The 18,403-nt window shown below is 70.9% G+C and carries 19 protein-coding genes; 13 read left to right on the top strand and 6 right to left on the bottom strand.

The features are described 5' to 3' along the window. Nucleotides 1–2: 2 nt before the first annotated feature. From FRANEAN1_RS05000 to FRANEAN1_RS05010, 3 genes are all read left to right on the top strand, one after another. Nucleotides 3–899, top strand: coding sequence for a F0F1 ATP synthase subunit gamma (locus FRANEAN1_RS05000; protein WP_020458661.1), 897 nt, complete (start codon nucleotides 3–5; stop codon nucleotides 897–899). Nucleotides 900–1,087: 188 nt separating this feature from the next. Continuing rightward, on the top strand, nucleotides 1,088–2,527 hold the full coding sequence (gene atpD / locus FRANEAN1_RS05005; protein ID WP_020458662.1) for a F0F1 ATP synthase subunit beta: 1,440 nt from the start codon (nucleotides 1,088–1,090) through the stop codon (nucleotides 2,525–2,527). Next, nucleotides 2,527–2,784, top strand: coding sequence for a F0F1 ATP synthase subunit epsilon (locus FRANEAN1_RS05010; RefSeq protein ID WP_018502335.1), 258 nt, complete (start codon nucleotides 2,527–2,529; stop codon nucleotides 2,782–2,784). Before atpD ends, FRANEAN1_RS05010 begins: the two co-directional genes overlap by 1 nt. A gap of 127 nt (nucleotides 2,785–2,911) precedes the next feature. Here FRANEAN1_RS05010 and FRANEAN1_RS05015 read toward each other — a convergent pair whose 3' ends face one another. The 3 genes from FRANEAN1_RS05015 to FRANEAN1_RS05025 all read right to left on the bottom strand — a co-directional run bounded on the left by FRANEAN1_RS05015 (nucleotide 2,912) and on the right by FRANEAN1_RS05025 (nucleotide 5,393). Further along, nucleotides 2,912–3,484, bottom strand: coding sequence for a cob(I)yrinic acid a,c-diamide adenosyltransferase (locus FRANEAN1_RS05015; RefSeq protein WP_020458663.1), 573 nt, complete (start codon nucleotides 3,482–3,484; stop codon nucleotides 2,912–2,914). Nucleotides 3,485–3,529: 45 nt separating this feature from the next. Then, entirely contained in the window at nucleotides 3,530–4,297 is a 768-nt protein-coding gene (locus FRANEAN1_RS05020; protein WP_347176987.1) for a hypothetical protein, read from the bottom strand. A 121-nt stretch (nucleotides 4,298–4,418) separates the two neighbouring features. Beyond that, complete coding sequence (locus FRANEAN1_RS05025) at nucleotides 4,419–5,393, bottom strand: hypothetical protein (RefSeq protein ID WP_020458665.1); 975 nt, start codon at nucleotides 5,391–5,393, stop codon at nucleotides 4,419–4,421. A gap of 68 nt (nucleotides 5,394–5,461) precedes the next feature. Here FRANEAN1_RS05025 and FRANEAN1_RS05030 point away from each other — a divergent pair, with 68 nt between their 5' ends. Then, complete coding sequence (locus FRANEAN1_RS05030; RefSeq protein WP_020458666.1) at nucleotides 5,462–5,845, top strand: NUDIX hydrolase; 384 nt, start codon at nucleotides 5,462–5,464, stop codon at nucleotides 5,843–5,845. A 157-nt stretch (nucleotides 5,846–6,002) separates the two neighbouring features. Continuing rightward, entirely contained in the window at nucleotides 6,003–7,265 is a 1,263-nt protein-coding gene (gene murA / locus FRANEAN1_RS05035) for a UDP-N-acetylglucosamine 1-carboxyvinyltransferase (RefSeq protein ID WP_020458667.1), read from the top strand. 77 nt (nucleotides 7,266–7,342) lie between these two features. Here the strand turns inward: murA and FRANEAN1_RS05040 are convergent, their stop codons facing one another. After that, nucleotides 7,343–7,735, bottom strand: a complete 393-nt coding sequence (locus FRANEAN1_RS05040; RefSeq protein WP_020458668.1) for a hypothetical protein — start codon at nucleotides 7,733–7,735, stop codon at nucleotides 7,343–7,345. A 338-nt stretch (nucleotides 7,736–8,073) separates the two neighbouring features. On the opposite strand from FRANEAN1_RS05040, the gene FRANEAN1_RS05045 reads away from it, so the two are divergent. The 8 genes from FRANEAN1_RS05045 (at nucleotide 8,074) to FRANEAN1_RS43030 (ending at nucleotide 16,042) form a co-directional block, all read left to right on the top strand. After that, on the top strand, nucleotides 8,074–8,502 hold the full coding sequence (locus tag FRANEAN1_RS05045) for an STAS domain-containing protein (RefSeq protein WP_020458669.1): 429 nt from the start codon (nucleotides 8,074–8,076) through the stop codon (nucleotides 8,500–8,502). Between the two features lie 210 nt (nucleotides 8,503–8,712). Next, nucleotides 8,713–9,345 carry a hypothetical protein gene (locus FRANEAN1_RS40280; RefSeq protein WP_020458670.1) on the top strand — a complete coding sequence of 211 codons (633 nt, stop codon included), beginning with the start codon at nucleotides 8,713–8,715 and terminating at the stop codon, nucleotides 9,343–9,345. Between the two features lie 363 nt (nucleotides 9,346–9,708). Further along, nucleotides 9,709–11,709, top strand: a complete 2,001-nt coding sequence (locus FRANEAN1_RS05055; RefSeq protein ID WP_020458671.1) for a protein meaA — start codon at nucleotides 9,709–9,711, stop codon at nucleotides 11,707–11,709. Then, a complete protein-coding gene (locus tag FRANEAN1_RS05060) occupies nucleotides 11,702–12,232 on the top strand; it encodes an HD domain-containing protein (RefSeq protein WP_020458672.1) in 531 nt (176 codons plus the stop codon). Before FRANEAN1_RS05055 ends, FRANEAN1_RS05060 begins: the two co-directional genes overlap by 8 nt. Nucleotides 12,233–12,259: 27 nt before the next feature. Beyond that, nucleotides 12,260–12,922, top strand: a complete 663-nt coding sequence (nucS, locus tag FRANEAN1_RS05065; protein ID WP_020458673.1) for an endonuclease NucS — start codon at nucleotides 12,260–12,262, stop codon at nucleotides 12,920–12,922. A gap of 363 nt (nucleotides 12,923–13,285) precedes the next feature. Next, the gene (locus FRANEAN1_RS05070) at nucleotides 13,286–15,073 is read left to right on the top strand and encodes a 3-hydroxybutyryl-CoA dehydrogenase (RefSeq protein ID WP_020458674.1); all 1,788 of its coding nucleotides are present in this window, start codon (nucleotides 13,286–13,288) and stop codon (nucleotides 15,071–15,073) included. Between the two features lie 180 nt (nucleotides 15,074–15,253). Further along, nucleotides 15,254–15,769: a DUF1232 domain-containing protein gene (locus FRANEAN1_RS05075; protein WP_020458675.1), complete on the top strand. Its 516-nt coding sequence runs from the start codon at nucleotides 15,254–15,256 to the stop codon at nucleotides 15,767–15,769. A 15-nt stretch (nucleotides 15,770–15,784) separates the two neighbouring features. Then, complete coding sequence (locus FRANEAN1_RS43030; RefSeq protein ID WP_020458676.1) at nucleotides 15,785–16,042, top strand: hypothetical protein; 258 nt, start codon at nucleotides 15,785–15,787, stop codon at nucleotides 16,040–16,042. A gap of 88 nt (nucleotides 16,043–16,130) precedes the next feature. Here the strand turns inward: FRANEAN1_RS43030 and FRANEAN1_RS05085 are convergent, their stop codons facing one another. Together FRANEAN1_RS05085 and ccrA are read right to left on the bottom strand one after the other, a co-directional pair. Continuing rightward, nucleotides 16,131–16,838, bottom strand: coding sequence for a sugar-binding protein (locus tag FRANEAN1_RS05085; RefSeq protein ID WP_020458677.1), 708 nt, complete (start codon nucleotides 16,836–16,838; stop codon nucleotides 16,131–16,133). A gap of 74 nt (nucleotides 16,839–16,912) precedes the next feature. After that, nucleotides 16,913–18,262, bottom strand: coding sequence for a crotonyl-CoA carboxylase/reductase (gene ccrA / locus FRANEAN1_RS05090; protein ID WP_020458678.1), 1,350 nt, complete (start codon nucleotides 18,260–18,262; stop codon nucleotides 16,913–16,915). Between the last annotated feature and the right edge of the window lie 141 nt (nucleotides 18,263–18,403).

The raw sequence follows: 18,403 nt of genomic DNA on the forward strand, positions 1-18,403 counted from the left end.
CCATGGCAGGCCAGCTTCGCGAATATCGGCGGCGGATCAAGACGGTCCAGTCCACCAAGAAGATCACCAAGGCGATGGAGCTCATCGCCGCCTCGCGGATCGCCAAGGCCAGGGCGCGGGTCGCCGCGTCCCGGCCGTACGCGGAGGAGATCACGCGGGTGATCAGTGCCGTGGCGTCGCAGACGACGATCGCCCATCCGCTCACCACCGAGCGCCCGGAGCCGACCCGTGCGGCCGTGGTCGTGATCACCAGCGACCGCGGCCTCGCCGGCGGCTACAGCTCCAACGCGCTCAAGCGCGCCGGGGAGCTGGTCGAGCTGCTGCGTGAGGAGGGCAAGGAGCCGCTGCTCTACGCGGTCGGCCGCAAGGCGGGGACGTACTACCGCTTCCGCGGCCGCCCGCTGGCCGGCGACTACACCGGCTTCTCCGAGCAGCCGAGCTACAGCGACGCGAAGGCGGTGGCGGACGCCCTCATCACGGCCTTCACCACGCCCACCGAGGAGGGCGGTGTCGACGAGATCCATCTCGTCTTCACCGAGTACGTCAGCGCCATGACCCAGAACGCGGTGGCGCACCGCCTGCTCCCGATGGTCCTGCGCGAGCACGACGAGCCGCCGGCCGGTGGGCCGCTGCCGAACTACGAGTTCGAGCCGTCGGCCGAGGCCGTCCTCGACGCGCTGCTCCCGCGGTACGTCGAGAGCCGGCTCTACGCGGCGCTGCTGGAGTCGGCGGCCTCCGAGTCGGCGGCCCGCCAGCGCGCGATGAAGTCGGCGACGGACAACGCCGAGGACCTCATCAAGACCTACACCCGCGCGGCCAACCGGGCCCGCCAGGACGCCATCACCCAGGAGATCTCCGAGATCGTGGGTGGCGCGAACGCCCTGGCGTCCGGCGCGTAGGAGACCTGTGATCTTCCGGCCACCCCTGCCCCGGCGTGCACCGCGGCGGGCCGACGCACTAGGCGGCGGGCGGACCGGTGTGGACACTGGGCTCACAGCCGGCATCGACTCCGCTGCCGGCGTCGACACCGACGAACGTCAAGCCGAAGCCCGCGGCGGCGGGCAACGACAGTGAAACCGAGGACGCCATGACCGTCACCACCAGCTCGCCGACCACGGCGGAGGGCCGGACTCCGGGGATCGGCCGAGTCGCCCGAGTCATCGGACCGGTCGTCGACGTCGAGTTCGCCCCCGACGAGCTTCCCGAGATCTACACCGCGCTGCACGTCGACCGCACGATCGACGGCGAGACCGCGGTCCTGACCCTTGAGGTCGCGCAGCACATCGGCGACAACACCATCCGCGCCATCTCCATGCAGCAGACCGACGGCCTCGTGCGCGGGGCTCCGGTCCGCGACACCGGCGCGCCGATCTCCGTCCCGGTCGGGAACGCCACCAAGGGCCACGTGTTCAACGTGCTCGGCAACCCGCTCGACGTGGACAAGGTCGACGCCGAGACCTACTGGCCGATCCACCGCTCGGCGCCGGCCTTCGACCAGCTCGAGTCGAAGACGGAGATGTTCACCACCGGCATCAAGGTCATCGACCTGCTCGCCCCGTACGTGCGAGGCGGCAAGATCGGTCTGATGGGCGGCGCCGGCGTCGGCAAGACCGTCATCATCCAGGAGATGATCCGCCGGGTCGCCAAGGAGTTCGGTGGCGTGTCGGTGTTCGCCGGCGTCGGCGAGCGCACCCGCGAGGGCAACGACCTGTTCCTGGAGATGACCGAGGCCGGCGTCATCGAGGACACCGCGCTCGTCTTCGGCCAGATGGACGAGCCGCCCGGCACCCGGCTCCGGGTCGCCCTCGGCGCGCTCACCATGGCCGAGTACTTCCGGGATGTGCAGAAGCAGGACGTGCTCCTGTTCATCGACAACATCTTCCGGTTCACCCAGGCCGGCTCCGAGGTGTCGACGCTGCTCGGCCGGATGCCCAGCGCCGTCGGCTACCAGCCGACGCTGGCTGACGAGATGGGCGCCCTGCAGGAGCGGATCACCTCGACCCGCGGTCACTCGATCACCTCGCTGCAGGCGATCTACGTCCCCGCGGACGACCTGACCGACCCGGCCCCGGCGACGACGTTCACCCACCTCGACGCCAACACGGTGCTCGACCGGGCGATCTCCGACCTCGGCATCTACCCGGCCGTGAGCCCGCTGGACTCGAACTCCCGGATCCTTGACGCCCGGTACATCGGGCAGGAGCACTACGACACCGCCCGCGAGGTGCAGCGGATCCTGCAGCGCTACAAGGACCTGCAGGACATCATCGCCATCCTCGGCATCGACGAGCTCTCCGAAGAGGACAAGATCCTCGTCAACCGGGCCCGCCGGATCCAGCGGTTCCTGTCCCAGCCGTTCTTCGTCGCCGAGCAGTTCACTGGCATCCCCGGCAAGTTCGTCCCGCTCGACGAGACGATCGACTCGTTCCGCCGGCTCACCCAGGGTGACTACGACCACCTGCCCGAGCAGGCGTTCTTCATGTGCGGCGGGATCGAGGACGCCGAGAAGAACGCGGAGAACCTGTAATGCCGATGCGGGTGGCGATCGTCTCGCCCGAGCAGGAGGTGTGGTCCGGCGACGCCGACATGGTCGTCGCCCGGACCGTCGACGGCGACATCGGTGTCCTGCCGGGACACATCCCCATGCTGGCCGTGCTCGTGCGCGACCAGACCGTGCGGGTGAAGGTCGGTGGCCAGGAGATCTCGGCCGCCGTCGACGGGGGCTTCGTCTCCGTCACCAAGGAGGGCGTCAGCATCCTCGCCGAAAGCGCGACGATCGCCTGACGCGGTTCGCCGGAACACCCCGGCTTCGGCGCTGACACCTGTCGGCGCCGAAGCCGAGACGGCGGCTTCAGAGGCTGTTGGCCCCAGGGCAGGCTCCGCCGGCCCCAGGTTGTCGCCGGGGCTCTGCTCAGCCGCCGGCGCCCGGCTTCCACAGGACGTCCCCGTCCGGGTTCGCGACCCGGGACAGGATGAACAGCAGGTCGGACAGGCGGTTCAGGTAACGGGCCGGCAACGGGCTCGTCGCCTCCGGCTCCGCCTCGACCAGCGCCCAGCAGGCCCGCTCGGCCCGGCGCGCCACCGTGCGCGCCACGTGCAGCAGGGCCGCCCCGCGCGTGCCACCGGGCAGGATGAACGAGCTGAGCTTCGCCAGGTTCTCGTTGTAGTGGTCGCAGGCCTGCTCAAGGCGGTCGACGTAGCTGTCGGTGATCCGCAACGGCGGGTACTTCGGCTCGGCGACCACCGGGGTGCACAGGTCGGCACCCACGTCGAACAGGTCGTTCTGCACCTGCCCGAGCGTCTCGTGGATGTCCGGGCCCAGCTCGCCCAGCGCCAGCGCCACCCCGATCGCCGCGTTCGCCTCGTCGACGTCGGCGTAGGCGGCCAGCCGTGGCGACGTCTTCGCCACCCGCGACATGTCACCCAGCGCCGTCGTGCCGTCGTCGCCGGTACGGGTGTAGATCCGGGTCAGGTGCACCGCCATGGCGTCACTGTATGGGCGCCGCCCGCCAGGCGCCCGTGAAGACCTTCAGATCACGGCATGCACGACGCTCGCGTCGTCACTGACCCCGAACCTCGGATGGCGGCGGCACTCGGGGTCCGCCCGCTCGGCTTCCCGGAGCCGGCGCAGCAGATCCTCCGCCGCTCCGCCGCGCACCGCGTCAACGAGAGCCCCGTACCCGTCCACCAGGGCGAACGGCTCGATGATCCGGGCGAAGCCGTCCGAGACCAGCAGCAGATCCGCGCCGCCGGTCAGGCGGAGGGTGCGGCAGTGCGCGTGACGGGTGGCCTCCGGGACGTCCCCGAGGATCCATGACCCGCGCGACGTGTTCCGCCGCCGCCGGCGCTCCAGTAGGGTCCCGCGTGCCCGTCCGTAGGCTGTCGCCGGATCGTCGCCGCGGGCGATGTCCGCTCGGATGGTCTCGAGGAGCTTCCGTTCGGTCGTGGCGAACTGCGGATCCACGAACACGACCGGGGCCGGTCGGCCGCCGCCCGGGGCCAGCACGACGGGAACGTCACCGAGAAGGCACAGGTCCAGCAGGTCATCGCGTTGACGCACCACAGAGATCGCGGCGGTGGGGAACCCGCTGGAGCGGCACGTGCCCGCGTGCGGCAGCCCGGCGAGCCGTGCCCGGGCCGTCACGTGCCCAACCAGCCGCGCTAGGACGTCCGCGAGCTCGGTGCCGTCCCAGTCGACGCTGCGCAGGTAGGCGTCGGTCACCGAGCTCAGCCAGGCGGCGGCGGGAAGGCCCTCGATCGGCGGTCCGGCTTCGAGGGCTGTCGCTCCGTCGACCACCCAGGCGCCGTCCGATCGAAAGCCGCAAGCGTCCTCGTTGTGGGCCTTTGCCGACCAGCTCGAGGCCACCATCACCTGCATCTCCGCCGGTCACCTTCCCATCTCGCCCCTGCTTCGTCGGTCAGTGTCCAGCGAGTGCCAGGCCGACGCCGAGGAGTATCGCCCCCAGGAGGAGGGGAAGTAGGCGCCGTCGGGAGTCTCCGCCACCGATGACCAGGATGTGGAAGCCCCAGAACACCAGGAGCGTCACGCCTCCGGCGCAGGTGAGGAGGCCCGACGCCGGTCCCGGAGGTTGCCCGGCCGCGATGTTGGCGGCGGTCGTGATGAACGCGATCACCGCCGCGAGCAGGCCCATGATCTCGAGGATCTGGGTCCGGATACCGCGCAGCTCCGTGGTCGCCTCGTTCTGTCCGATCCGGAGCAGATCGGCCTGTTGCGCGTACTGGATGCGGGCGCGGATCAACTGGTAGTCACCGATTCGCAGCGCGTACTCGGCTCCCGAGCTGTCCTCCTCGTCGATGGCTCGCGCGATGCTCGCGCGAGCCGTGGCGTACGCGCCCCGGAGAGTGGCTATGCGGGCATGAGTGCCGTGATAACGCGGGTAGGCGCCGTGGCTGAGGGCGATTGCCTGCCGGATCAGCCGTTCTCCCTCCAGCAGGAGCTGGGGATCCGGGTCGGTGTCCGCCTCGTACTGATCCGCGATGATCGAGGCCGCCAGATGGAGGACCCCTGGGATCGACGACAGCCGGCGCACCGCTTCGAGCGCGAAAGTGAGAGCCGCCTGTCTGTTCGCCGGCTCGCCGTCGAGCGAGGAGTAGTACTCGGCCTGCATGAAGTAGAACATCGGGTGATCGCCGAACGCGGACTGGTACTGGTCCACGTTCGCCCGGTGAGTCAGATGATCCCTGCGACGCCAGGCGCGCGCCTGCACGCAATAGAACGCGTTGAACCGCACCTGTTCGGATTGGTACGGGTCGCCCAGAATCGCGGCGAGCGCCTCATCCGTGGCGATCGGATCCCCGAGCAACGCCCGGGCCTCGGTCCCGTACGAGGCGTGGGTTTCCGGCGGCAGGGACTCAAGGCGCGCTACGAGCACCGAAACCGAAGTCCAGGTCTAGGCCCAGGTAACCCAAGTCGACGTAACCCAATTGGTAGGTTCCGTGCATGCATTCCGTAAGCGTAACCGCCGTGACACGCAGAGATGACGGTCGCGTGCTCTGCATTCAGCGGCGGGACACCGGCGCGTGGCAGATTCCGGGCGGAGTCCTCGAGCGTGGTGAGACCTTCGAAGACGGGCTTCGCCGCGAGGTGCGGGAGGAGACCGGGGCGCTCGTGATCAGCTCCCAGACCGACGAGTCCGTGGCGGTCGACTGGCTCACCGTGGACGAGGTCGTCCGGCGGTCGGTGCCCGCGTTCGCCGTGCGGGTCACCGACGCGCTCGCCGGCCAGCCGGAGCCTTTCCTGCGTCACCACGACGGAGTGCGCGTGCTGGACGTCGCCGGTTCGCCCGGTGTTGCTGTGGACTCCGTCTCGGCGCCGGATGCATAGCAATCCGGTCAGATCGTCGGATGGATGTCGGTGGTCTCCACTGGTCCCCGGAGGTCTCCGTTGGTGTCCGGTTGTGGCCGGGGCGCGCCGTTTGCCGAGGCCGCGCTGAAGATCTTCCACGGAGCACCTAGCATCGGAGCCCGTGGAGTGCTTCGTCGTGACAGGCGGGACCAGGCTGGTCGGCGAGGTCGCCGTTCCGGGCGCGAAGAACTCGGTGCTGAAGCTGATGGCGGCGAGCCTGCTCGCGCCCGGCCGCACCACGTTGGACGCGGTACCCGACATCCTTGACGTCTCGGTGATGGCCGACGTCCTGCGTGGCCTCGGGGCCGAGGCGGAGCGTGACCGGGCCGGGGGTCGGATCGTCATCGACATACCCGAGGTGGTCGATGCCACCGCGGACGCCGAGCTCGTCCGCCGGATCCGGGCGTCGGTGGCCATTCTGGGGCCGCTCGTCGCCCGCCGCGGGGAGGCCCGGGTGGCGCTGCCCGGCGGCGACGCGATCGGCTCGCGCGCGCTCGACATCCACATGAACGGCCTGACGAAGCTCGGTGCCGTGGTGGACGTCGAGGCCGGGGTACTGGTGGCCCGCTGCTCCGGGCGGCTGCAGGGCGCCTCGATCTGGCTGGACTTCCCGAGCGTCGGGGCCACCGAGAACCTGCTGATGGCCGGGGTGCTCGCCAAGGGCACGACCGTGATCGACAACGCGGCCCAGGAGCCGGAGATCGCCGACCTGTGCGCGCTGCTCACCGCCATGGGCGCCCGGATCGACGGCGCGGGCACGTCCACGCTCGTCATCGAGGGGGTGGAAGGGCTGCGGCCGGTGCTGCACCGCACCGTCCCGGACCGGATCGTCGCAGGTACGTGGGCGATCGGCGCGCTGATGACCGGTGGTGACGTGACCATCCGGCACGGCCGGGCCGAGCATCTCGGGATCGTCCTGGAGAAGCTCGCGGGCGCGGGGGCGGCCGTCGAGCTCGTCGAGGACGGTTTCCGGGTGAGCGCGGACGGGCAGCCGCGCTCGATCGACGTCGTCACGCTGCCCTACCCGGGCTTCCCGACCGACCTCCTGCCGCAGGTGATCGCACTGGAGGCGGTCAGCGAGGGAATCTCGCTGATCACCGAGAACGTCTTCGACAGCAGGTTCGTGTTCTGCCGGGAGCTGCACGCGCTCGGAGCCGACCTGCGCACCGACGGCCATCACGTGGTCGTCCGGCCCACCCCGCGGCTGACCGGCGCCTCCGTGCTCGCCTCGGACGTCCGCGCCGGCGCGGCGCTGGTGCTGGCAGGCCTGGTGGCGGAGGGCACGACCGTGGTCCGTGACGTCCACCACATCGACCGCGGGTACGCGCACTTCGTGGAGAACCTCACCGCGCTCGGCGCCGAGATCCGTCGCGAGCCGTCCTCGGCGGCCGCGGCCTGAGCTGGCCGCGGCCGAGCTGACCGCGACAACCGACCGGCGGACCTGGGTCAGGGCCGGTACGGGTGTTGGCAGGCGGGTCAGGCGCCGTCGGTGGGCTCGCGGCGGCTCTGGGCGAGCGCGCGCACGGCCCTGGGCAGGTCGGCGGCGAAGACGAGCACGTGCTGGAGCTCCCCGGCCAGGTACAGCAGGTCACCGCGGGGGCTCACCGGGGCGGGCACCGGCCGCGCGGGCGCCAGGGTGGCGCGCACGCCGCTGCCGGTGAGGGTCGCCCGCAGCCGCTCGGCCCGCTCGCTCGGCACGGTGGCGACGGGGACCAGCAGGCCGAAGTCATCCGCGCCCGGGCCGTGGTCGGCGTCGTGATCGGTGTGCGCGTCCGGCGTCGAGGTCAGCCGGCAGACGGCGACCAGCACACCGACGGCGATCAGGACCAGGGTAGGTCCGTATAGGAAGCCGAGAGCGGTGGTCTCCATGATCACCCCTTGGTCCGTCTGGTCTGTCGCGGGGCGCCCGTGGGTCTTCGGCACCCCGGGCCCATGCTCGTTCCCGCCAGGTCCATCGTCGCACCGACACCGACGTTCGGATGGGTCTTTGGGCCTGAGCTGGATCGTCACATCAGTCAAATGGAACATATGGGGGAGATTGGTGAGATCATCGGCGTGGGCGGGTTCCGAGTAGCCCCCCACTGTGATCGGCTGTCCGCGGGACTCGTCCAGCTGTGTGCGGCAAGCCGAGCGCAGGTGCAGGTGCCCAACGGCGGGCCCGACGCGACAGTCTCGGCCTGCCGGTGCATGGGGAATCGGAGGCCGCAATGGGCGAGTCGTCGACGGTGCGGGCGGTGGAGGCGGACTGCCCCGGCGAGGGCGGGAACCAGACCCTCCGACTGGCGGGGACGGTGGACGTCCGATCCGTCGGGGAGCTCCGGATGCTGCTGCACAACGCGATCGACGCCGGTCGCGGCCCACTGCACGTCGACGTCGGCGGGCTGGAGCTGGGCGACCACGCAGGTGTCGGGGTGCTGCTCGGGGGCGCCCGCCGGGCCCGCGCCCTCGGCCGCACGCTCGTCCTGGTGGACGCCTCCGCGGCCCTCGGACGCCTGCTCGCGATCGACCGCCTCGGACGCCTGCTGCGGGTCCAGATCGCGCCCGACCGGCTCACTGCCGTGCCTCCCGGTGCCGGCGGGCACGGCACGGTCGGCCACGCTCGCCGCGCCCGCGGCCTGAGCGCGCCCGCGGCCTGAAGTCCCCACCGGGTCCGTGGCCTGAGCGTGCCCGCAGCCTGAGAGCGCCACCGGGGGTGCGGCTTCGTCCCGTGAGATTCGTCACCGGCGACGATCGTCCGTGGACGCTGAGTGATCGGCAAGTCCCCGTTGGCGGGCGCCGAGCCGGCATAGGGCATGCTTTCCCGATAATCGGGCCGGGTCGTGGCATGGTGGAGGTAAGACACAGACATGCTGGACGTGGAGGTGCCCGCGGGGGTGGACCCAGCCGGTGGTCGGGCGGCCCGGCCGGGGGCCGCGGCCTGGACCCAGCAGCAGCGGCCGCTCCTCGTGGCCGCCTCCTTCGTGGTCGCAGTCGTGCTCGGGGTGGTCATCGGGCTCGTCTGGGCCTCCGACGACTCCGCCACGCCGGGCGCCGTCGCCGTCGAGCAGCCCGACGACGCGATCCTCAGCCCCCCGCTGCCCTCGGTCCCCTGGGAGACCAGCCGGGTCGCCGGCAGGGCGCGGACGCTGGCGCTCAAGGGCAACGAGCCCACGACCCTGCGCCAGCCGCTGATGTGGCTCGCCGCCTACGAGGTGCGCAAGAAGACCGGTGCCGCCACCCCGGTCGCGTCGGATGTCACGATCCCCAACGGGATGTTCTACGGCGCCGTCGAGGGCGTCGACAAGGAACGCGACGAGTTCTGGGCCGTCGGGATGACCGAGATCCGTGGGGTCTCCGAAGCCGACGCCCCCGACCCGCATGTGTGGAAGCGCGTCGGCAGCGCTCCGTGGACCCTGGTCGGCCGCGGGACCGCGGCCTGCGACCTGATCCCCGTCGACCTGAAGAACATCTGGGGCCCGAGCGCCTGCTCCTCCGCCTGAGGCCCGCCGCCACCCGCGTCCGCCGCCGTCGAGCCCTTCCGTCGCCTGAACGTCCGCCGCTGAACGGCAGCCGCCTGGACGTCCAGCGTCTGGGTAGCCCTGTTCCGGGTAACTCTCCGTAGGAGCTCTCGGCCGGCCCGGGCCCTGCGCACTGGGGGCGCCGGACCGGCATCGGCGGCTACGCTGCTGCCGTCGCCGGATCTCGCGAGGATCGGCGGCCCCTGATCCCCTGATCCCCGTCCTGGCTCGGCGTCGGATGTGCCCCGAGGTCCGTGCGCACGGCCCGTGCCTGTGGCTCTGCGCGCGGGGGCGTCCGTCCGGCTGCCGGTTCTTGGGCGTCGCACGGAGCGCTAGGAGGCGGCGATGACGGATGTGGCCAGGTCGGAGCGTGACCGGCCGTGGATCGTGCGGACCTACGCGGGTCATTCGAGTCCGGCGGAGAGTAACGCTCTGTACCGGCGGAATCTGGCGAAGGGGCAGACGGGTCTGTCGGTGGCTTTCGATCTGCCGACGCAGACCGGGTACGACCCGGATCATGTGCTGGCGCGTGGTGAGGTCGGGAAGGTGGGTGTGCCGGTCGCGCATCTGGGTGACATGCGGGCGTTGTTCGAGCAGATCCCGTTGGGTCGGATGAACACGTCGATGACCATCAACGCGACGGCGATGTGGTTGCTGGCGTTGTACCAGGTGGTGGCGGAGGAGCAGGGTGTCGCGGCCGAGGAGCTGACCGGCACGACCCAGAACGACATCATCAAGGAGTACCTGTCGCGGGGGACGTATGTGTTCCCGCCGGGGCCGTCGCTGCGGCTGATCACGGACATCGTCGCGTACACGGTGACGGAGATCCCGCGCTGGAACCCGATCAACATCTGTAGTTATCACCTGCAGGAGGCGGGTGCGACGCCGGTGCAGGAGTTGGCGTACTCGTTGTGCACGGTGATCGCGGTGCTCGACGCGGTGGTCGCTTCCGGTCAGGTGCCGGTGGAGCGGATGGGCGAGGTGTGTGCCCGGATGTCGTTCTTCGTGAACGCCGGGGTGCGTTTCGTGGAGGAGATGTGCAAGATGCGGGCGTTCGTCGCCCTGTGGGATGATCTGCTGCGGACTCGTTACGGGGTGACGGATCCGCGTCACCGCCGGTTCCGTTACGGGGTGCAGGTCAACTCGTTGGGGTTGACCGAGGCGCAGCCGGAGAACAACGTGATCCGGATCGTGTTGGAGGCGCTCGGGGTCACGTTGTCGAAGGACGCGCGGTGTCGGGCGTTGCAGTTGCCTGCGTGGAACGAGGCCCTGGGTTTGCCGCGTCCGTGGGATCAGCAGTGGTCGCTGCGTATCCAGCAGATCCTGGCCTATGAGACGGATCTGTTGGAGTACCCGGATCTGTTCGAGGGCTCGGTGGTGGTGGCCCGGCGGGTCGAGGAGCTGGTTGCGGCCGCGACCGAGGAGATCGACCGGGTGCAGGCGATGGGTGGGGCTGTCGCCGCTGTGGAGAGCGGGTATATGAAGTCCCAGTTGGTGGCTTCGCAGGCGATGCGGCGGGCGCGGATCGAGTCTGGTGAGGATGTTGTTGTCGGGGTGAACCGGTTCACTGAGACCGAGCCGAATCCGCTGCTGGCCGATCTGGATGCGGCGGTGCAGACGGTGGATCCGGCGGGTGAGGAGGCGGCCCGGGTTCAGGTCGCTGCGTGGCGGGCCGCCCGTGATGCCTCCGTTGTCGACGAGGCGCTGCTCGGGTTGCGTGAGGCGGCGAAGACGGATGCGAACCTGGTGCCGGCGACGTTGGCGTGTGCTCGTGCCGGGGTGACGACGGGGGAGTGGGCGGGTGTGTTGCGTGAGGTGTTCGGTGAGTACCGGGCGCCGACCGGGGTGTCTGCCGCGCCGTCGGCCGCTGCTGCGGGTGCTGGGCTGGGGGAGGTGCGTGACCTGGTGACCGTGACCGCTGGTGAGTTGGGTCGCCGGCCGCGGCTGCTGGTGGGTAAGCCCGGGTTGGACGGGCATTCCAACGGTGCCGAGCAGATCGCGGTCCGGGCTCGTGATGTGGGCTTTGAGGTGGTCTATCAGGGGATCCGTCTCACCCCGGCGCAGATCGTCGCTGCGGCTGTGGAGGAGGACGTTCATGTGGTGGGGCTGTCGGTGCTCTCCGGTTCGCATATGAACCTGGTGCCCGAGGTGCTGGACGGGCTGCGTGCGGCTGGTCTCGGGGATGTTCCGGTCGTGGTCGGGGGGATCATTCCGCCCGCGGACGCGGAACGCCTGGCGACGCTCGGTGTTGCGGCGGTCTTCACACCGAAGGACTACGGGCTGACCGACATCATGCGTGGCATCGTGAACATCGTGCGCACCTCAAACGGCCTGGCGAGTGCCTGAACCGGCGGCCGCCCCCACTCCCCAGCCGCAGCCTCCGCCGCGGCCGTCGCTGGAGGACGCGGTGGCGCTGGCGGCCCGGGCCCACACCGGCCAGCTCGACAAGGCGGGCGACGAGTACATCGGTCACCCGCTGCGGGTGATGGACACCGTCGGCCGCACGGCCCCCGCCGCCGGGGTGGACCCGTCCCTCGCGCAGATGGCCGCCATCCTGCACGACGTGGTCGAGGACAGCGAGGTCACGCTCGACGACCTCGCCGCCTCCGGGTACCCGCCGGCGGTCGTCGCCGCGGTGGACGCGCTCTCCCACCGCGAGGGTGAGCCGCAGGAGGCCTACCTGGCCCGGGTCGCCGCCGACCGCATCGCCGTCGTCGTCAAGCGGGCCGACATGGCCGACAACTCCGACCCGCTCCGCCTCGGACGGCTCCCCGCCGAGGACGCCCAGCGGCTCACCACCCGCTACGCGGGCCGCCGCCGGCTGCTCGACGACCTCGTCCTGCGGAACGCGGGTACCCGGTCCAGGTGAGGCGACCGGGCACGGTACGGTCGCGACATGCGGCTCGTTATCGCTCGGTGCAGTGTCGACTACATCGGCCGGCTCAAGGCGCACCTGCCCAGCGCCGTCCGGTTGCTCCTGGTGAAGGCCGACGGCTCTGTCTCCATCCACGCCGACGGACGTGCCTACAAGCCGCTGAACTGGATGAGCCCGCCCTGCGTCATCGCCGAGGAGGAGGGCGTCTGGCGGGTCACCAACAAGGCCGAGGAACAGCTCGTCATCTCGATCGAGCAGATCCTGCACGACTCCACGCACGAGCTCGGTGTCGACCCCGGCCTGCGCAAGGACGGCGTGGAGGCGCACCTGCAGGTGCTGCTGGCCGACCGGCCGGACGCCGTCCGCGAGGGCCTGACGCTGGTCCGCCGGGAGTACGAGACCGGCATCGGCCCGGTCGACCTGCTCTGCCGCGACGCCGACGGCTCCACCGTGGCCGTGGAGATCAAGCGCAAGGGTGAGATCGACGGGGTGGAGCAGCTCACCCGCTACCTCTCCCGCCTGGACGATGATCCGGCCCTTCCGCATCCGGTGCGGGGCATTCTGTGCGCCCAGTCGATCACGCCGCAGGCACGCCTGCTGGCCGCCGACCGCGGCATCGCCTGCTCGGTGGTCGACTACGACGCCCTGCGCGGCCTCGAGCCTTCCATCCCCACCCTGTTCTGACCCGGTTCCGTCCCTCCCGGACGATGCGTGGCCGCTGGGTGAGTTCTGCCTGCCACTGAGCCGCCACGCCTTTTTGGCTGTCGCCGTCCGTGGTCCGTTGGCGGGCTTGTGCGGTCGCGGTGGGTGGGGCGGCGCGCGTAGCATCCTGTCCCCGCGCACTGCATGGCAGCTTTCATCACGATCACAAGCTCATGCGTCGAGAACCTGGGAGGATTCGGACACTCGCGGAGTGGACGCTCCACTGCCGGTGCCGGTCCCAACGCCACACCGGTGCCCGGGACGTCGCACGCCGCAGGCCGCGTACTCGGCGGTGACAGGCGGCTAGACCACGGGAAAGACCACCCGGAGGAAGGAGCGCTGGGCATGGGCCAGGAGAGCACCCTCGGTGAGCTGACGAGGATCGGGGTCATCGGGCTCGGCACCATGGGCGCCGGCATCGCGGAGGTGCTGGCCCGTGCTGGTATCGACGTGGTGGGCGTCGAACGGGACGAGGCCGGGCTGGCCCGCGGTCGGGGCCATCTGGAGCACTCCACGCATCGGGCGGTCGAGCGCGGCAAGCTGACCCCGGCCGAGCGCGAGGAGCTGCTCGGCCGCATCAGCAGTGGCGTCGACCTGACGGCCGTCGCGGACTGTCCGCTGATCATCGAGGCCATCCACGAGCGGCTGGACGCCAAGCAGGAGCTCATCGCCCGTCTCGACGAGATCTGTCCCGCCGAGACGATCATCGCCAGCAACACCAGCTCACTGTCGGTCACCGAGCTTGCCGCCGGCACCCACCGGCCGTCCAGGGTGCTCGGCACGCACTGGTTCAACCCGGCGCCGGTGATGGAACTTGTTGAGGTGGTCGGGACGGTCGTCACGGATCCTGTCGTCCTTGACGACGTCCGCGACCTGGTCGGTCGCGTCGGGAAGATTGCGGTCAGGGCAGGCGACCGGGCCGGTTTCATCGCCAACGCGCTGCTGTTCGGCTACCTGAACAACGCGGTGCGGATGCTGGAGGCGCACTACGCGACCCGGGAGGACATCGACGCGGCGATGCGCCTCGGCTGCGGTCACCCGATGGGGCCGCTGGCCCTGCTCGACCTGATCGGGCTCGACTCCGCGTACGAGATCCTCGACTCGATGTACCACCAGTCCCGCGATCACCTGCATGCTCCCGCGCCGCTGCTCAAGCAGCTCGTCACGGCCGGAATGCTGGGCCGCAAGACCGGTCGGGGCTTCTACACCTACGCCGAGGCCGACTCGCCGCACGTCGTCGACGACGCCGCCCCGAGCGTGGTCGCCGGGGTCGAACCCAGGCCGGTGCGCTCCGTCGGCGTCGTGGGCACCGGGACGATGGCCTGCGGCATCGTCGAGGTCCTGGCCCGCTCCGGTTTCGACGTGGTGTTCCGCGCGCGGTCCGACGACAAGGTGTCGGCCGTCCGCAAGAGACTGGTGGAGTCGCTGGAGCGAGGCGTCCAGCGTGGACGGCTGTCCGCCGAGGAGCGTGACGCCGCGCTCGCCCGGGTGACGGGGACGACCGACCTCGACGCGCTCGCCGGCTGCGATCTCGTCGTCGAGGCGGTCGTCGAGGAGCTTTCGGTGAAGCGGGCGCTGTTCGCCGCGCTCGACGAGGTGATGAAGCCGGGGGCGGTGCTCGCGACCACGACGTCATCCCTGCCGGTGGTCGAGTGCGCCACGGCGACGACCCGTCCGCGGGACGTCGTCGGGATGCACTGGTTCAACCCGGCGCCCGCGATGCGCCTGATCGAGGTCGTGCCTACGGTGCTGACCGCTCCCGATGTCACCGCGACGGTGCTCGCGGTCAGCCGGGCCGCCGGCAAGCACCCGGTGGTCTGCGCGGACCGCGCCGGGTTCATCGTGAACGCGCTGCTCTTCCCGTACCTCAACGACGCCGTGCGGATGCTGGAGGCGCACTACGCCAGCGTCGACGACATCGACACCGCGATGACGGTGGGCTGCGGGCATCCGATGGGCCCGTTCGCGCTGGCGGACGTGGTCGGTCTCGACGTCACACTGGCGATCCAGCGGACGTTGTACCTGGAGTTCCGGGAGCCGGGCTATGCCCCGGCCCCCCTGCTCGAGCACCTCGTGAAGGCGGGCTACCTGGGGCGCAAGACCGGCCGGGGCTTCCGCGACCACTCGCGCTGAGGCGGCGGGGGTCCGGTCGGAGGGGGTTCGTGGCCCCTCCGGGGGGTACCTGACGGGCAGCCGACGTTGATCACCCTTCGGGGCGGGTCGGCGGTCGTGTCTAGGATGTCGCCGGGCGCCGGGACGCCCCCGGCGGTCGGCGCCCGTGCCGGCTGCCCGTACGCCCCGAGGAGGACGCCCATGGCCACGGTGGACAAGGACGCGCTGCGCGCATTCGGCCGTGAGGTGACGACCTTCCTGCCCGACCTGGTCGTGATGCTGCGCCGGGTGGTCGCCGACCCGCGGGTGCCGCAGTCCGCGAAGCTGGAGGCGGGAGCGGCGCTGGCCTACCTGGTGTCGCCGAAGAACCGGCTGACGAACATCATCCCGGTGATCGGCCAGCTCGATGACGTGGCCGTTGTGGCCTTCGCGTTCCGTCGCCTGGTGGTCGGGGCGGGTGAGCCGATCCTGCGGGAGCACTGGCGCGGCAGCGACCGCTCGTTCCACGCGCTCATCGGGGCGTCGTCGGCGCTGGCGAGCCCGGCGGGCATGCTCCGGCGGGCGAAGGTGGCCCGTACGCTGGCCGGCGCGGCGATCCACAGGGTCGGCCGCGGCGGGCGGGCGGGCGACGCCGGCGCGGAGCCGAGAACCGTCAAGGTCGTGGACGGCGAGGTCATCGGCCGTTCAGGGCCGGACGGCGGCTCCGGCGGTCACTGAGGCCCGGTCGACGGCATGGGCGCGGGCAGAAATCCGGGCGCGGGGGAAAGCTCGGGCGGGGACGAGGACTGGGTCGTGCGGCCGGTGACCGGCGCCGCGACGACGAAGGCATACCGGTGCCCGGGTTGCGACCAGCTCATAGCCGCGGGTACGCCGCATCGGGTGGTGTGGCCGGTCGGCGACATCGACGAACGGCGGCACTGGCACACCCCGTGCTGGACCCGGCGGCACGTCAGCGCGAACCGACGCCGACGGCCCTGGCGCCACCGCTAGACCTCGGCACCACGGCGAGGCCCTGGTGACTGCTTGGCCCTGGCGGCACCGCTGACGGCTGCCGCCGCTGACCTCACCGGCGGCGGCGTCAGCCGCGGGACGAACCCGCCGTCTGGACGGGGGTGCTCTCGCCCTGCGTCAGTGCTCTCGGCGCGGAGGCCGACGGCGCCTCGATCGGGGCGGTCGCCGCGGTGAGCCGGTCGCGCAGCGCGCCGAGCTGGGCCGTCACCTGGTCGTGCAGCGCGCCGAGCTGCGCGGTGACCTGGTCGCGCTGGTGCTCCAGCTCGGCGAGGCGCCGCGCGGACTCCTCCTCGGCCTGGGCCGCGGCCGACCGGGCCGCCTCGACGACGCGCTCCGCCTCGGCGCGGGCCGAGGAGACGATGCTCTGCGCCTGCTCGTCGGCCTCCCGCAGGGTGCGGTCGCGGGTGTGCTCGGCCTCGGTGACGATGCGCCGGGCCTCCTCGAGCTGGGACTCGGCGTCGCGGGTCCGCTCGGCGCGAACCGTCGCCGCCTCCTCCTCTGCGAGCTGCAGGATCTGGGTGATCCGGCCGCCGAACTCCTCCCAGGCAGGTCGGTTCGCGGCCAGGTCGTCGCGAACCCGCGCCGCCTCGGCGGCGGCCTCTGAGGCGGCCGCCTCGGCGGCGGCGCGGTGCGACTCGGCCTCGCGTAGCTGCTCGACCAGCCAGTTGACGTGCGCGTTCACCTGATGTGGGTCGTAACCGCGGCGCACCAGGTCGAAGCCGGGGGCACCGTCACCCTCGCCGGACATCGGGATGAGGTCACTGTGTTCTGTCATAGGGCCTCAGCATCCCAGACAGGCAATCGTTAGGTGACGAGAGCTGCGGCAACGGACGGTCCGGACAGTGGGTCCTACACGCCGCGGAAGCGGTTGATGGCGGTGAGGTGACGAGCCCGGGTCTCCTCGTCACGAACCCCCAGCCCCTCCTCCGGCGCCAGACACAGCACCCCGACCTTCCCCTGATGGGCATTGCGGTGCACATCGAACGCCGCCTGCCCCGTCCGCTCCAACGGATACACCCGTGACAACGTCGGATGCACCATCCCCCGCGCCACCAACCGGTTCGCCTCCCACGCCTCCCGATAGTTCGCGAAATGCGACCCGATGATCCGCTTCAGGTTCATCCACAGATACCGGTTGTCGAACTCGTGCACGAACCCGCTCGTCGACGCGCACGTCACCACCGTCCCACCCCGGCGCGCCACGAACACCGACGCCCCGAACGTCTCCCGCCCCGGATGCTCGAACACGATGTCCGGATCCTCCCCACCCGTCAGCTCCCGGATCCGCGCCCCGAACCGCTTCCACTCCCGCGGGTCCTGCGTCCGCTCGTCCGACCAGAACCGGTACCCCTCCGCCGCCCGGTCGATCACCAGCTCCGCGCCCATCGCCCGGCAGATCGCCGCCTTCTCCGCCGAGGACACCACACACACCGGAATCCCCCCACCCCGCAGCACCATCTGCGTGGCGTACGACCCCAACCCACCCGACGCCCCCCACACCAGCACCACGTCGCCCTGCTTCATCCCCGCCCCGTTACGCGACACCAGCTGCCGGTACGCCGTCGAGTTCACCAACCCCGGCGCCGCCGCCTCCTCCCAACTCAAATGCCCCGGCTTCGGCATCAACTGGTTCGCCTTCACCAACGCCAGCTCCGCAAGACCACCGAAATTCGTCTCGAACCCCCAGATCCGCTGCTCCGGATCCAGCATCGTGTCGTTGTGACCCTCGGGACGCTCCAACTCCACCGACAGACAGTGCGCCACCACCTCATCCCCCGGGAACCACGCGTGCACCCCCGGCCCCGTCCGCAGCACCACCCCCGCCAGATCCGACCCCACCACGTGATACGGCTGGTCATGCTGCCTCGCCAACGGAGACGACCGCCCGTACCGCTCCAGGAACCCGAACGTCGACAACGGCTCGAAAATCGACGTCCACACCGTGTTGTAGTTCACCGACGACGCCATCACCGCCACCAGCGCCTCACCCGGCCCCAACTCCGGTGTCGCCACCTCATCCACATGCAACGACTCCCGCGGATCCTTGTCCCGCGACACCCGCCCCTCGAACATCCCCACCTCGGACTTGCGCACCACCACACCCCGGTACGACTCCGGCACCGCCAACGCCGCGAACTCCGCCCGCCGCTCCGGCGAACGCCCCCCACCAGTCATGATCGCTTCGAGGATCCGCTTCATTCTCGATCTACCTCCGGCGTCTGTCGGGTGCCCGGTGGCGGGGCTCCGCCGCCCGGCGTGGTGGACGACCCGCAGGTCGGCGGGCCAGGAGAACTGAGGGGTGTCGGCGTGCCGCGCGACGCGATAGAACTTCTGGGACAA

Origin of the sequence: Parafrankia sp. EAN1pec, assembly GCF_000018005.1 — a bacterium.
GTDB classification, from domain to species: Bacteria; Actinomycetota; Actinomycetes; order Frankiales; family Frankiaceae; genus Parafrankia; species Parafrankia soli.